Raw genomic sequence first — 13,179 nt, forward strand, 5'->3', positions numbered from 1 at the left:
GCCCGCCATCGGCAATCATTCGCTACCGGGTTCGGTCTTCCCGTCGACGATCCCGAATTCCCGAACGAACGAGTCCGCACGATGACACACGCAATCCGCCTGCGCCCGGCGTCTGCCGCCGACCTGCCGTTCCTGTTGAACCTGCGTCGCCTCACGATGACCGAACACCTGCAACGCGCTGGAATGCCGACCGACGACGACACGCACGACCGGCGCGTCCGCGCGCATTTCGACGATGCGATGATCGTCTGCGAAGGCGATGACGCCATCGGCTTGCTGAAGGTGACACGCGCCACCGATGAGTGGCACGTACACCAGATCCAGATCCTCCCCGCGCACCAGGGCCGGGGCATCGGCGAAGCCGTGCTGAACGCATTGCTGAACGACGCGGCACGCGCGCACGTGCCGGTGTCGCTCAGCGTGCTGCACGGCAACCCGGCGCGGCGGCTCTACGAACGGCTCGGCTTCCGCAGCGAGTCGGAAACCGAAACGAGCGCGAGCATGATCTGGCGCGCGTGACGTCCGGCGTTTCAACGCCGCCGCATTACTGCGTGATCTTCGCGTCCTTCAGCAAGTTGCCGATCATCTGCGCACTCGCCTTCTCCACCGCAGCCGCCTGCAGTTGCTGCTGAAGCCCCGGCTTCGCTGTCGCGAAGCCCGGCACCTGCGTCGGTCGCTTCGCATCCAGCTTCACGATTGCCCGCACGCCATCGACGGGGATCGAATCGCTCGTCGCGGCACCGACCTTCAGTTTCTCGAGCGCCTGCGCGACCGGCAACGGCAAGCCGGACGTCTTGCCTTCCGCCGCCGGCGTGTGGAAGCTCACCCACGGCAGCTCGCCACCGGCATCGCGGCTCGGCGCCATGCTGTACTGACGCGCCAGCCCTTCGAACGACTTGCCCGCCTTCAACTCGCTCAGCACCGTCGCGGCCGTCACCGGATCCTGGACGATGATCAGGCGCGGCTTGTACTCGTTCTTGCCGAGCGTGGCCACGAGTTCGTCGTAGCGCGCCTTGACCTGTTCTTCGGTCACCGGCTCGGGCTTCACGTTGTCGCGCAGGTAAAGCTGCACTTCGGCATTCGCTTTCGCCTGCTGCACCGCCGCCTTGACCTCGGGCTTGTCGGCATAGTTCGCCTTCTCGGCGGCCTGCTGAACCAGCACGCGCGTGATCAGCTGATTCTTGATCGCCTGGCGGATCTGCGGCGAGTCGGGTTGCCCGGACGCGCGCAGCAGCGTATCGACGTCGGCCTGCGTGATCGGCGTGCCGTTGACCGTCGCAACGGTCGCCGTGGTCGCCGCCGTCTCTGCGTGGACAGACCCGCTCAGTGCGCCGGCCAGCGCAGCGATCAGCAACAGGCGGTTCGGTGTCGTTTTCATCTTCATTGTTTCGTCACTTCGGCTCAAGAAACGCGGCATGGGGCTGCCGCGCAAATTCACCGGCGCGGCAATGCGCCGGTGCAACCAGTCAGTCGATTCGGTTCATCGTCATGGGCACGCGCAGTGCCTGCCGGTGCCGCTGTCATTGTGCCCGGAAGCGATTTTTCGCGTCGTGTGGTTGGGGACAGCCGCCCGGCGGGCGGTGCGGCGCGCGTTGCGCACGCCGGTCATTACGAACGCGTGATGTGGAAATTGTGTGGAAACGCGATGGAAATCCCGCGAAATCGCAATGAATCACATCATGGCTTCGCGAGCCCGGCCGCCGACCGAGGTCGAGGCGGCCGCGCGTGCACCATCAAGGTCAAGGCGTCCAGCGATACACGGTGATGCTGTTGCCCTTCACGTTGTTCTTCATCACCACGTACTCGCCGTTCGACCGGCGGTACGCGCGGATGCTGTACATCGCATCGATCGCGCTGCTGGTATCCACGGTCGCGGGGCTCGCGTTGACCAGCGTGGTGTCGAGATTGCCGGTGGTGAGGTTGAATGCGTCGACGTTCGGCCACAGCGGCCCGCTGCTGCTGAACCAGTAGCCGACGAACAGATGGTTGCCCACCGCGTCGATCGATTTCGCGCCGCTGTGCGGCAGCGTGATCACCGGGTCCGGCTTCGTCGTGTTGCCCGCGCTCCAGCCGTGATACACCTCGATACGCGTGCCGATCGACGTCCAGTCGTTGGTCCCGATCGCGCCCTGCGCGAGCACCATCGTGTCGCTGTCCGCAAGATAGACGATGCGCGTGAGCGGCTGGATGCTGTCGGGCACGCGGGTCGCGACGCCCGGCCCCCACGACGGCTTGCCGCTCGCGTCGAAGCCGGTCAGCGGGTAATGGGTAATCGCGCCGGTCTTGTCGAGGCCGGCCCACACGCCGCCCTTGCTGTCGATGCTGAAGCCGCTCGTCACGCGCCGCGTCGTGTTGAACGCGGGGCCCGGGATCGAGCCGTCCGGAATCGCGATGTAGCCGTTCGCCGCGTTGAAATGGAAGAAGTAGAAGACCGGCGGATTCTGGCCCGCCGCGACGAGAATCCGGTTCGCGCCCACCGACGTGAGCAGCCCGAAATGCTCGTCGCGCTGCGTGTCGCTCATGTTGATGCGCGGATCGGCCGGATACGTGAACGGATCGACCGTGTTCGCGACGAACTTGCCGCCCGCGCTGCCGCTGTACACGTGCGTGCCGCCATAGAACAGCGCGCCGTCGGTGACCGGGTCCGGCGCGGCGATCCCTTCGAAGTTCAGCGACTGCAGCGTCCACCGCAGGTTGCCGGTACTGCTGTACGCATGAATGTCGGTCGCGCCGTTGCGGCCGAGATCCCAGCTGCCGCCCCACGGATTGTTGAGCACATAGAGATTGCCCCCGGTGTCCTTGCCGATCCCGACGATGCGCGTGAAGCGCTGCGCACCGACCTGCCCCTTGATACCCGTCGTCGTGTCGAGATAGCCGCCGCGTACGCCGAACGTGCCGGCCAGCGCGGGCCGGCCCGACACCGTATAGCGCTTGATGTTCTGGTCGGGGCCTTCGTCGCCCGCCAGCAGCTGCCCGGCTGCCGCATCGAAATACAGCGCCGACGGCTGCGACCCGGCCGGCATCCGGATCGTGTCCAGCAGCGCGCCGGCCGGGCTGAAGCCGACGATCGAGCCGGCGCTCTTCTGCGCGACCCACACGTTGCCCGCACCGTCCACCGCGAGCGCGCCCGGCCCCGCCACGTTGATGTCGCGCTGCCACACGCCGTCGGTGGTGAACACGCGCACGCGATTGCCGTAGAAGTCGCTTGCATAGAGCAGCGAGCCGGCCGTCGCGAGCCCGGTGACGACGTCGATGCGCGGCTGGTTGGTCGCCGCGCTGACCTGGATGACGCGGTCGCGATACTTCGTCGCGCGGTTGTAGCGCCCCACCGCGCCGCTGCCGTACGTCTTGCCGGGCTGCAACGCGACGAACAGCGACGTCGCGTTGCCCGTGATCGCGCTGCCCTGGAACTCCGAGTGCGTACCGATCGAGCCTGCGCTCTTGCCGTTCTGGTAGATCGCGACACCGCCCTCATCCTCGTCCCACATCGACGCCGTATAGATCACGCCTTCGGGTGCGACCCACATCGCGCGCGCAACGTTGCCGACGTGGGCCGCGAGCGTGCCGTACGTGTTCGCGAGCCAGTCGGTGGTGTTGCTTGCGTGAACGGGAGGGGTAATCGCGGCGATCGCTGCGGCGAGAAGCGCAGCCTGAAACCGTTGTCTGGCGACCATGACGGATGCTCTCCTGAATGGTGCGAACACTCACATGAAGGGCCGGCCGGATGGCTTGAAAGCCGCGATGCGTAAATTGTTCCCCTGAATCATCCGGCGCAGTCGGTATTACGTGCAGCATGCATTCGATAATGCGCAGCGCGAGAATAGCGTTATATAAATCGAAAAAAATTGCGGATCGTTCGTGCTGTTGCGCTTTTCACGGGTTCGGCTTTGATGGCAATGCCGGTGGCGCCCATGCGTGCTGACTGCGAGCGCGACTGCGCGACAGTGAATGGTCACTTACACGTCGAATCGTGGATCGGGAAAATCAGGCTCGTGCCTGCGGGAATATCGCCGCGTGTTCAACGACGACGGATTGAAACGGCGAGCGCCGGTATCAATCAGAGAATCGGGGAAATCCGCCGCATTCAAGACGGAATCATTGTCCCAAAAACAAAATCGCCGGCCTGAATCCATATCGAATCCAGGCCGGCGATCGTCCATTACCGCGGGGCAGGCGACGCGCGACTATCGCTCCGCTGCCGCACTGCCGTCCATCATGCCGATGCCGAGGTCTCCGGCACCTTCACTTTCATCACGCGTCCGTTGTCCGGATCGTTGTCGTCGCGCGGGTCGTCAAGCTGCCCTTCCCACTTCGCGACCACGGCCGCCGCGATCGAGTTGCCGACCGCGTTGGTGGCCGAGCGGCCCATGTCGAGGAACATGTCGACGCCCATGATCAGCAGCAACCCGGCTTCGGGCATGTTGAACTGGTTGAGCGTTGCCGCGATCACGACCAGCGACGCGCGCGGCACGCCCGCCATCCCCTTCGACGTGACCATCAGCATCAGCAGCATCGTGATCTGCGTGCCCAGCGGCAGATGAATGCCGTACACCTGCGCGATGAACAGCACCGCGAACGTGCAGTACATCATCGAGCCGTCGAGGTTGAACGAATAGCCGATCGGCAGCACGAAGCTCGAGATCTTGCGGTTCACGCCGAAGCGGTCGAGCGCGTCCAGCAGCTTCGGATACGCGGCTTCGGAGCTCGCCGTCGCGAACGACAGCAGGAACGGCTCGCGGATCAGCCGGATCAGCGTGAACGCACGCTTGCCGAGGAACGTCACGCCGGCGAGCGTCAGCACGCCCCACAGCAGCGCCAGCGCCAGATAGAAGCTCGCCATGAACTTCGCGAACGTGAGCAGGATGCCGAGCCCCTGGGTCGTGATCGTCGACGCCAGCGCCGCGAACACCGCGACCGGCGCAAACCACATCACCGCGCCCGTCACCTTCAGCATCACCTGCGCGAGATCGTCGATCACGCCGGTCAGGCGCTTGCCCGACTCGCCGAGCGCGGACAGCGCGGTGCCGAAGAAGATCGAGAAGACGACGATCTGCAGGATTTCGTTGTTCGCCATCGCTTCCGCGATCGACTTCGGCACCAGGTGGACCACGAAGTCCTTCAGCGTGAACGCGCCCGTCTTCAGGCCGAGGGCCGCATCGGACGCCGGCAGCGGCAGGCTAAGATGGCTGCCCGGTTGCAGGATCGTTGCGGTCAGCAGGCCGAGCAGCAACGACGTGAACGACGCGATGAAAAACCAGCCGAACGCCTTGACGCCGACGCGGCCCACCGCGCTGCCGTCACCCATCTGCGCGATGCCGACGGTCAGCGTCGCAAATACCAGCGGCGCGATGATCATCTTGATCAGGCGCAGGAAAATGTCGGACAGCAACGACACGTAGCCGGCAACCTCCTTCGCCATGTTCGGGTCGGGAAACGCGCTATGACAGGCATAACCCACTGCGATACCAAGAATCATCGCGACAACGATGTACTTGGTGATGTTGTGCTTCTTCTTCATTAGTAATCCAAATCACAAAGCTTATGTTGCTAACGGCTGGCACATCTTTCGCGCCCGGCTACGAATCGAAACCCACGTCTCTCTGGGTGCGACAAGTCCGCCTTTGGCTGTCGCCATGGCGGACAGGGGGGGCATTCTAACGCAAATGGCCCCCCTGCTTTCAATTCTGAAAGTCGGCGGGGTTGATCTGCGTCCGGATGCCGCCGAAATGGCGCGATTTGTCGCGATCCTGCCCGCTTCCTGCGCGACCAGGACGGTAATCGGGCCACATCGCCGTTCGCGCCGGGATCGCCCCGGTTCACACACAGGCGGCAGGAAACCGCGTCGCCGGATCTTCCCCCGTCCTCCCCGGCCGCGTCGCACTGCGTGACGACACCGCAAGCGATCACGACACATTCACACAAAGATGCGCAGACCTTGACACTACGGTACGTAATGCGTCTGTAATATTTGGAAATGATTCGCGGTGACGCCACGCCCGGGCGTCGATGCGCAATCGCGCATCGGCAACACCCATGGAACCGGGTTCGAGTCATTGCTTTCAACAGGCTGACGCATTCATTTTCTCAGCAGTCCTTTCAAATGAATGATCGAGGAAAGGCGGCATCGTGATGAACATTCTGTATACCAACTTCCACGGCGACTACGGCGGCGGCCAGGACACCTACGTCCGCGATCTCGCCGCCGCGATGAGCCGGCATCATCGCGTGACCGTCGCGTCGCCGGAAGGCAGCCGCCTGTCGCGACTGTTGCAGGACAGCCCCGACGTGGCGATCTTCGACATGGAATTCAAGCCGCGCTGGAACCGGCTGTGCCAGGAAATCGTCCGGCTGCGCCAGCGGATCGTCGCCGAGCGCTTCGACGTCATCCACGTCAACGGGTCCGCCGATCACCGGCAGGTGATGCTCGCGCTGCTCGGCTGCCGGTATCGGCCCGCGGTCGTGCTCACCAAGCACAACACCTATCGCGCCGACAGTTTCGGCAACGTGCTGCGCGCCCGGCTGGCAACCGACCACACCATCGCGGTGAGCGACTACGTGGCGGGCATGCTCGCGCTCCGGTCGCCGTACGGCAACGTCACGGTCGTCAAGCATGGCGTGCGCCGGCAGGACGCGGAACGCCTGGCTGGCGACGAAATCCGGCGCCGCAAGGCCGCGCTGTTCGGGCCGTCCGCCGCAGACGCGATCGTGCTGGGCAGCAGCGCCGGCACCGCGCCGGAAAAGGGCTGGATGGACCTGATCGCGGCGCTGGGCCGCCTGCCCGAACACGAGCGCGAGCGGTTTCGCGTGCTGCTGGTCGGCGCGGAGCCGACCGGCGAGCAACGCGAGCAGATCGCGCACCACCGCATGGCCGCGCGCACCGCTTTCACCGGACGACTCGACGACGTGCGGACGCCGTTCTCGATCATCGACGTGTCGTTCGTGCTGTCGTACCACGAGAGCCTGTCGTACGCGTGCCGCGAAGCGATGTCGCTCGGCTGCCCCGCGATCGTGACGCGCGTGGGCGGGCTGCCCGAGAACGTCGAGCCGGGCGTGGACGGCTGGGTCGTTCCGCCGCGCGAACCCGAAGCGATCGGGGAAATCCTGCGCGCGATCGTGCGCGAGCCCGCGTGCGTGCGTGCGATGGGGCGCAGCGCACGGCTGAAAGGCAAGCGCGAGTTCTCGTTCGAACGCTTCGTGGACGCGACGCTGTCCGTCTATCAGAACTCCATTCGACACAACCCCAATCGTTGGGTGACATCCTTGAGGTCCGTTTAATGGCAATGAACATCTGGAAGAAGTACTGGGACCTGCGCACGCAGGAGTGCCCGTGTGACGTGCACTTCGTCGAATGGCTGGAAACCGAGCGCCTCAACAGCATCCGCATCTATCACTTCGGCACCGGCGGCCACCATCATGTCGGCGTGGAATGCGCGCGGCCGCACCTGAACAACACCGTCTTCGGCGTGACCGCATCGCCGAAGGAATACAAGTCGTATGTCGATCTCGTCACGCGGCAGCCGGAGGTGAGCAAGACCTACCTGGCCTATTTCGGCGACATCTATACGAGCAATTCGGACCTGCTGCCGGCGTTCGACGTCGTCACGCTGTTCCATCTGTGCGAATTCCGCGACGAGACGAACAGCCGCTACGGCGCGAAGACCGACGCCGAAGTGCTCGAGCTGTTCGCTCGCCATACCGCGCGCGACGGCCACCTGCTGTTCTACAAGGGCTCGTCGGCGTACCGGAAGGCCGAGCCGATCATCGAGCAATGGGCCGCGAATGCCGATTTCGTCGAAATCGGCGACTTCAAGACCCTGCGGATTTTCCGCAAGGCCGCGTAATTCCCCGTTCTCGCGACCCGCTCATGCCGCTGTCAGCCACGCGCTACCCGATCCTGATGTATCACCAGATCCGCACGCTTCCGCCGCCGCCCGACCGGCTGCGCGGCCTGAGCGTCGCGCCCGATGCGTTCCGCCGCCAGATGACGCTGTTCCGGCGGCTCGGCTACCGTGGCCTGAGCGTGCGCGAACTGCAGCCGTACCTGCGCGGCGAGCGCCGCGGGAAGGTGTTCGGCATTTCGTTCGACGACGGCTTTCTCAACGTGCTGACGCATGCGATGCCCGTGCTGGACGAGCTCGGCTTCACCGCAACCTGCTACTTCGTCGCCGGCCGGTTCGGCGGCGAGAACGACTGGGATGCGGGTGCCGATACCGCACGCTCGCCGCTCATGACGTGCGCGGACATGCTCGCATGGCGCGATCACGGCCATGAAATCGGCTCGCATACGCTCGATCATGTCGCGCTGTCGTACGTGCCGCCGCACGTGTCGGAGGTTCAAGTCTCAGAATCGAAGCGGCGGCTCGAAGCGTTGTGCGGCCAGCGCGTCGAATCGTTCTGCTACCCGTACGGCGACCTGGACCCGCGCGTCCGCGACCAGGTCGCCGCCGCCGGCTACCGCAACGCGACGACGACCCGGCGCGGCTGCGCCGATGCGTCCGACGATCCGTTCCTGTTGCCGCGGATTCCGGTGGCGGGCGGTGTCGGTGCGATGCGGCTTTGGTTCAAGTGCGCAAAAGCGCGGGTTCAGGGGCGCCGGTAGTTCACGCGGCATCGACCATCGCCATGGCTATTCCGGCCGCCCGCCGCAGAATGCCAGCAGGCCGGCCAGCGCAATCCCCATGAACATGACCCACCCCGGCGCGAGCACCGTCCAGCCTGCGGCGACGCTGCCGATGAAGTTGCCGAGCATCCCGCCGATCGCCCACGAAATCGCCGATGCGCCGAAATAGCTGCCGGCATTGCCATCCGTCGTCAGGTCGGCAAGCGCAATATTCGACGCGGGAAGAATCAGGCTTTCCCCCAACGTGAAGACGATCGCGATCACGATCAGGATCACGAGCGACGCATCCGCGCCCCGATCGCGGGCGAACAGCAGTGCCGCAATCGCAAAACAGCCGCACAACGCGGCATGCCCGATCACCATCATCGAGCGCCAGTTCGTACGCTGAAACCAGCCCATGCCGAGCCAGGCGGTAGCGATTCCGATCAGCGCATTCGTGATGTAGAACGGTCTCACGCCGCTATAGCCGTGGGCGCCATGCGCAAAGGTCAACGGGATGAATACGTAAATCTGCGTGTACACGGTCCAGAACGGGACAAGCGCCCAGCAGAGCCGGCGAAACCGCCTGTCGCCAAACGCGACCAGCACGCCGCGCAGCGGATGCACCGCGCCCGCGTTGCGCCTTCTTCGCCCCGCGATCCACGGTGCAATCAGCGCGAGCGCCGTGAACACCGCGCCGCTCACGAGAAACGGCAGCGCCCCGTTCGTGTTCGGCACGACGAGCAGCAGCGCCGGACCGATCAACGCGCCGAGATTGAGCGCCAGGTTGTTCAGCGCGAACACTTTTGGACGCACGGCGCCGTCGAGCGAACCGAAAATCGAATACGCGGTCGTTTCGTAAAGCGCGGCCCCAAGCCCGGACAGGCACGCCCACATCAACAGGCCCGGCAGCGATAGCGCAAACGCGAATCCGGCAAACCCCGCAGCGCGGCACAGCAGGCCGAGCGTGGTCAGCACACGACTGCTGAAGCGATCCGTCGACGCACCCAGCACCAGCGGCAGCAGCCGGCTCGCCAGCAGATTCACCGTCAGGACGCTGGCGACGCTGCTCGCGTCCAGATGGCGCTCCATGTCGAGGAATGCGGCAAGCAGCGGCAGCGACCCGAACACCGACAGATTCACGAGGAACTGGAAGATCAGCAGGATCCGTGTCGACGCCGGCACGCCTTCCGCGATTCCGGTGAGCCATGCGACCGGCTTGCTGCCCTTCTGGCGAAACGGGTCGACTCTGTCGCCGGACACTCGGCGATCGCAATCATCCATCATGTTCTCCGCTGACGTTCGATGCCGGCCAGACGGAGCATGAAAAAAGCCCCGTCCGTTTCCGGCGGGGCTTGGGGTGGGTTCGACACACTGACCTACGACGCGCAACCTCCTCCCGGCCCGCCATTGGCGGTCGTGGTGGTAGTCGTGGTCGTGACGAAAAGTGCGTTCATGTGACGAATCTAGTCAACCTGCTGTCCGACGTCAATACGTCGACTGCGTAGCCCGTCACACAGGAAGTCCGTCGACATCACGGAAAACGCGCCGGCCTTCCCGAGGTCGTGCGGCCGCCGGACCGGACGACCATCCACGCACGGCCATGCACTCACCGCTGAAAGGCCCTGCGCATCTGCGCCCCAGCCACATCGAATACCTGACGGGCTGCCGCCGTCACGCCGACCATATGGATGCACGCATGGATCATCCCCGGCAGCACGACGCAATCGACCGGCACACCGGCCTCCCGCAATCGCTCCGCATACGCCTGCGCGTCGTCGCGCACCGGATCGTACTCGCACGCCAGCAACCTGGCCGGCGGCAAACCCTCGAGCGAAGCCGCCCGCAGCGGCGACACGCAGGGTGAGCTGCCGTCGGCCGGATCGGTCAGGTACAGGTCGAAGCAAACCCGCATGATCTCTTGCGTCAGGTAGTAGCCCTGCCCGAAAGTCCGATAGGACGTCGCGCTCATCGACGCATCCAGCGGCGGGTACAGCAACAGCTGATGCGCGATCGACGGCCCGCCCCGCTCCCGTGCGACCAGACAGGCAGCGGCCGCAAGGTTTCCTCCAGCACTGTCGCCGCCGACGGCGATGCGCGCCGGGTCCAGCCCCAGGTTGGCCGCCGCGCCGAATACCCAGTCCAGCGCATCGCAGAAATCTTCCAGCGGCACCGGAAACCGGTGCTCCGGCGCAAGCCGGTAATCGACCGACAGCACGACGCATTGCGTCGCGTTGGCCAGCGCGCGGCAAGGATTGTCGTAAAGCTCGAGCGTGCCGAGGCACCACCCGCCGCCGTGCGCATAAACGATCGCCGGCCGCGGTGCCGCGCGCGCCGAAGCGACCGATGGCCAATAGGCCCGCACACGAATCTGCCGCCCGTCGCGAGTGGGCACCTCGAAGGTTTCCGTACGGTCGACCGCTTCCAGCGGTCCATGCCAGCCCCGCAGTGTCGTGTCGGTCGCCTGGCGCAACGCATCCAGCGACGAAGGCGGCTCGGCAAGGGCCAGGCGCGCCAGCAGCGCGGCGATGTTGTCGTCGATCGGCATGTTCAGCGGCTCCGTTCCAGGAACGGCAGCAGATGGCCCATGAACGCGTCGGGCGCCTCTTCCATGATGAAGTGGCCGCAATCGGGCACGACAGCGCCCTGCAGATCCGTCGCGTTGTCGCGCATCGTGACCAGCGGCGCATCACCGGTGGCGTGTTCGGCACCGATCGCGAGCACCGGCATCGTCAGCTTGCGCTGCGCCCGTTCCTGGTTCTGCCGGATCGTCTCCGGAATCGCGCGGTAATAGGAGAAGCCGCCGCGCAAGCCGCCCGGTGCCGCATAGGCGTCGATATAGACATCGACGGCCACGCAATCGCGCCGGAACGACCAGCGGTTGAACATGAACTCCAGATAGGCCCGCTCACGTCCGGCAATCAGCGTCTCGGGCAGATCGGCCAGCTGGTTGAACATGAAATGCCACAGGAAGATGTTCTCTTCCGGCGGAGCGAAAATCGACGGCGCGGGCGCCAGCCCGGGAATCACCGCTTCCGTGAGCGCCAGCGACTTCACCGCGTCGGGCCGATCGCTCGCCAGCGCATAGGCCACCCACATGCCGACATCGTGGCCCACCACCTGATACACATCGAAGCCAAGCTGCGCCATCACGCGATGCAGCGTGGCCGCCGTGTGGCCCGTGTCGTAACCCGCATGCGGCCGGTCGGAATAGCCGGTGCCGGGCGGATCGACTGCGACGGCCATGAAGCCGTGCGCGGCGAGCGCCTGCATCACATGACGCCATGCGTACCAGGTTTGCGGCCATCCTGGAATCAGCAGGACCGGGGTGCCTGCGCCGGCCGTGACGCAATGGACGCGCTGGCCGTCGATGCGCACGTATTGATGAGCAAAGTTTTGAGCGTCGGCTGACGACGACTGAAGTTGAGCGGACATATCGATTGTTCCTCGTAAGGGGGGCCGGCTCAGGCGATGCCGAGCATGTCGTGGATTTGCCGTTGATCGACCGCGGCACCGGCGAAGTCGTCGAAGATGCGCTCCGTCACCCGGATGATGTGGTCGTTGATGAACGCGACGCCTTCGCGCGCGCCGTCCTCCTGGTCCTTGAGGCAGCACTCCCATTCGAGGGTGGCCCATCCTGTGTAGTCGTACTGAGCAAATTTCGAAAAAATCGCCTTGAAGTCGACCTGACCGTCGCCGAGCGACCGGAAACGGCCGGCACGCTCGAGCCACGAACTGTAGCCACCGTAAATGCCCTGACGGCCCGAAGGCAGAAACTCGGCATCCTTCACATGGAACATGCGGATGAAGTCGCGGTAAATATCGATGTATGCCAGATAGTCCAGTTGCTGCAGCACGAAATGGCTGGGATCGAACAGCATCTTGCAGCGCGCGTGCTGGCCGACCAGCGCATGGAAACGCTCGAAACTAACGCCGTCGTGCAAGTCTTCGCTGGGGTGGATCTCGTAGCAAAGGTTGACGCCGTTTTCGTCGCAGACGTCGAGAATCGGCCGCCAGCGGCGCGCCAGCTCGTCGAACGCCGTCTCGATCAGGCCGGCGGGACGTTGCGGGAACGGAAACAGGTAAGGCCACGCGAACGAGCCCGAGAAGGTGCCCATGTCGGTCAGCCCCAGGCGGCGTGAAGCCCGTGCCGCCAGCGTGAGCCGATCCAGCGCCCATGCGGTGCGCGCAGCCGGGTTGCCGCGCACGGCCTCGGGCGCGAAGGTGTCGCACATCGCGTCGTACGCCGGATGCACGGCGACCAGTTGCCCGAAGATGTGGGTCGTCAGCTCGCTGATCTCCAGCCCATGCTCAGCCAGCATGCCCTTCACGTCGTCGCAATAGGCCTGGCTCTCCGCGGCGGTCTCCACGTCGAACAGCCGGCCGTCCCACGCGGGAATCTGCAGCGCCTTGAAGCCGACGCCGGCCGCCCATTGCGCGATATTCGGCAAGCTGTCGAACGGCACCGCATCGTCGGCGAACTGCGCGAGATGAAGACTGGGGCCCTTGAGGGTACGCATGGTCAACTCCTATTGTTTGTTGATCGACAAAGAATAGAATAGCGGAACGGCGCGTGTCAA

General features: G+C 65.0%; 12 protein-coding genes. 5 read left to right on the forward strand and 7 right to left on the reverse strand.

The window, feature by feature from the left end; genetic code table 11:
* The first annotated feature begins 81 nt into the window (after nucleotides 1–81).
* Nucleotides 82–519 carry a GNAT family N-acetyltransferase gene (locus tag BCO18175_RS38870; protein WP_174988985.1) on the forward strand — a complete coding sequence of 146 codons (438 nt, stop codon included), beginning with the start codon at nucleotides 82–84 and terminating at the stop codon, nucleotides 517–519.
* A gap of 25 nt (nucleotides 520–544) precedes the next feature.
* Here BCO18175_RS38870 and BCO18175_RS38875 read toward each other — a convergent pair whose 3' ends face one another.
* On the reverse strand, nucleotides 545–1,384 hold the full coding sequence (locus tag BCO18175_RS38875) for a peptidylprolyl isomerase (protein WP_174988986.1): 840 nt from the start codon (nucleotides 1,382–1,384) through the stop codon (nucleotides 545–547).
* Between the two features lie 31 nt (nucleotides 1,385–1,415).
* On the opposite strand from BCO18175_RS38875, the gene BCO18175_RS38880 reads away from it, so the two are divergent.
* Nucleotides 1,416–1,622: a hypothetical protein gene (locus BCO18175_RS38880; protein ID WP_174917824.1), complete on the forward strand. Its 207-nt coding sequence runs from the start codon at nucleotides 1,416–1,418 to the stop codon at nucleotides 1,620–1,622.
* Between the two features lie 117 nt (nucleotides 1,623–1,739).
* Here BCO18175_RS38880 and BCO18175_RS38885 read toward each other — a convergent pair whose 3' ends face one another.
* Entirely contained in the window at nucleotides 1,740–3,674 is a 1,935-nt protein-coding gene (locus BCO18175_RS38885; protein WP_174988988.1) for an SMP-30/gluconolactonase/LRE family protein, read from the reverse strand.
* 539 nt (nucleotides 3,675–4,213) lie between these two features.
* Complete coding sequence (locus tag BCO18175_RS38890; protein WP_174967871.1) at nucleotides 4,214–5,518, reverse strand: dicarboxylate/amino acid:cation symporter; 1,305 nt, start codon at nucleotides 5,516–5,518, stop codon at nucleotides 4,214–4,216.
* A gap of 611 nt (nucleotides 5,519–6,129) precedes the next feature.
* Between BCO18175_RS38890 and BCO18175_RS38895 the strand changes: the two genes are divergently transcribed.
* Genes BCO18175_RS38895 through BCO18175_RS38905 form a run of 3 tightly spaced genes read left to right on the forward strand, consistent with a single transcriptional unit; the run spans nucleotide 6,130 to nucleotide 8,599 of the window.
* Nucleotides 6,130–7,275, forward strand: coding sequence for a glycosyltransferase family 4 protein (locus tag BCO18175_RS38895; RefSeq protein WP_174989009.1), 1,146 nt, complete (start codon nucleotides 6,130–6,132; stop codon nucleotides 7,273–7,275).
* Nucleotides 7,275–7,841, forward strand: a complete 567-nt coding sequence (locus BCO18175_RS38900) for a hypothetical protein (RefSeq protein ID WP_254599355.1) — start codon at nucleotides 7,275–7,277, stop codon at nucleotides 7,839–7,841. The genes BCO18175_RS38895 and BCO18175_RS38900 overlap by 1 nt, the downstream gene beginning before the upstream one ends.
* A gap of 23 nt (nucleotides 7,842–7,864) precedes the next feature.
* A complete protein-coding gene (locus tag BCO18175_RS38905; protein ID WP_174988990.1) occupies nucleotides 7,865–8,599 on the forward strand; it encodes a polysaccharide deacetylase family protein in 735 nt (244 codons plus the stop codon).
* Nucleotides 8,600–8,626: 27 nt separating this feature from the next.
* Here BCO18175_RS38905 and BCO18175_RS38910 read toward each other — a convergent pair whose 3' ends face one another.
* The 4 genes from BCO18175_RS38910 to BCO18175_RS38925 form a co-directional block, all read right to left on the reverse strand.
* On the reverse strand, nucleotides 8,627–9,862 hold the full coding sequence (locus BCO18175_RS38910; protein WP_174988991.1) for an MFS transporter: 1,236 nt from the start codon (nucleotides 9,860–9,862) through the stop codon (nucleotides 8,627–8,629).
* Between the two features lie 346 nt (nucleotides 9,863–10,208).
* A complete protein-coding gene (locus BCO18175_RS38915; protein WP_174988993.1) occupies nucleotides 10,209–11,147 on the reverse strand; it encodes an alpha/beta hydrolase in 939 nt (312 codons plus the stop codon).
* Nucleotides 11,148–11,149: 2 nt separating this feature from the next.
* Nucleotides 11,150–12,034, reverse strand: a complete 885-nt coding sequence (locus BCO18175_RS38920; RefSeq protein ID WP_174988996.1) for an alpha/beta fold hydrolase — start codon at nucleotides 12,032–12,034, stop codon at nucleotides 11,150–11,152.
* Between the two features lie 29 nt (nucleotides 12,035–12,063).
* The gene (locus BCO18175_RS38925; protein ID WP_174988997.1) at nucleotides 12,064–13,119 is read right to left on the reverse strand and encodes a sugar phosphate isomerase/epimerase family protein; all 1,056 of its coding nucleotides are present in this window, start codon (nucleotides 13,117–13,119) and stop codon (nucleotides 12,064–12,066) included.
* Nucleotides 13,120–13,179 lie beyond the last annotated feature (60 nt).

The sequence above is a fragment of the Burkholderia lata genome (assembly GCF_902499335.1).
Taxonomy (GTDB): Bacteria; Pseudomonadota; Gammaproteobacteria; order Burkholderiales; family Burkholderiaceae; genus Burkholderia; species Burkholderia lata_B.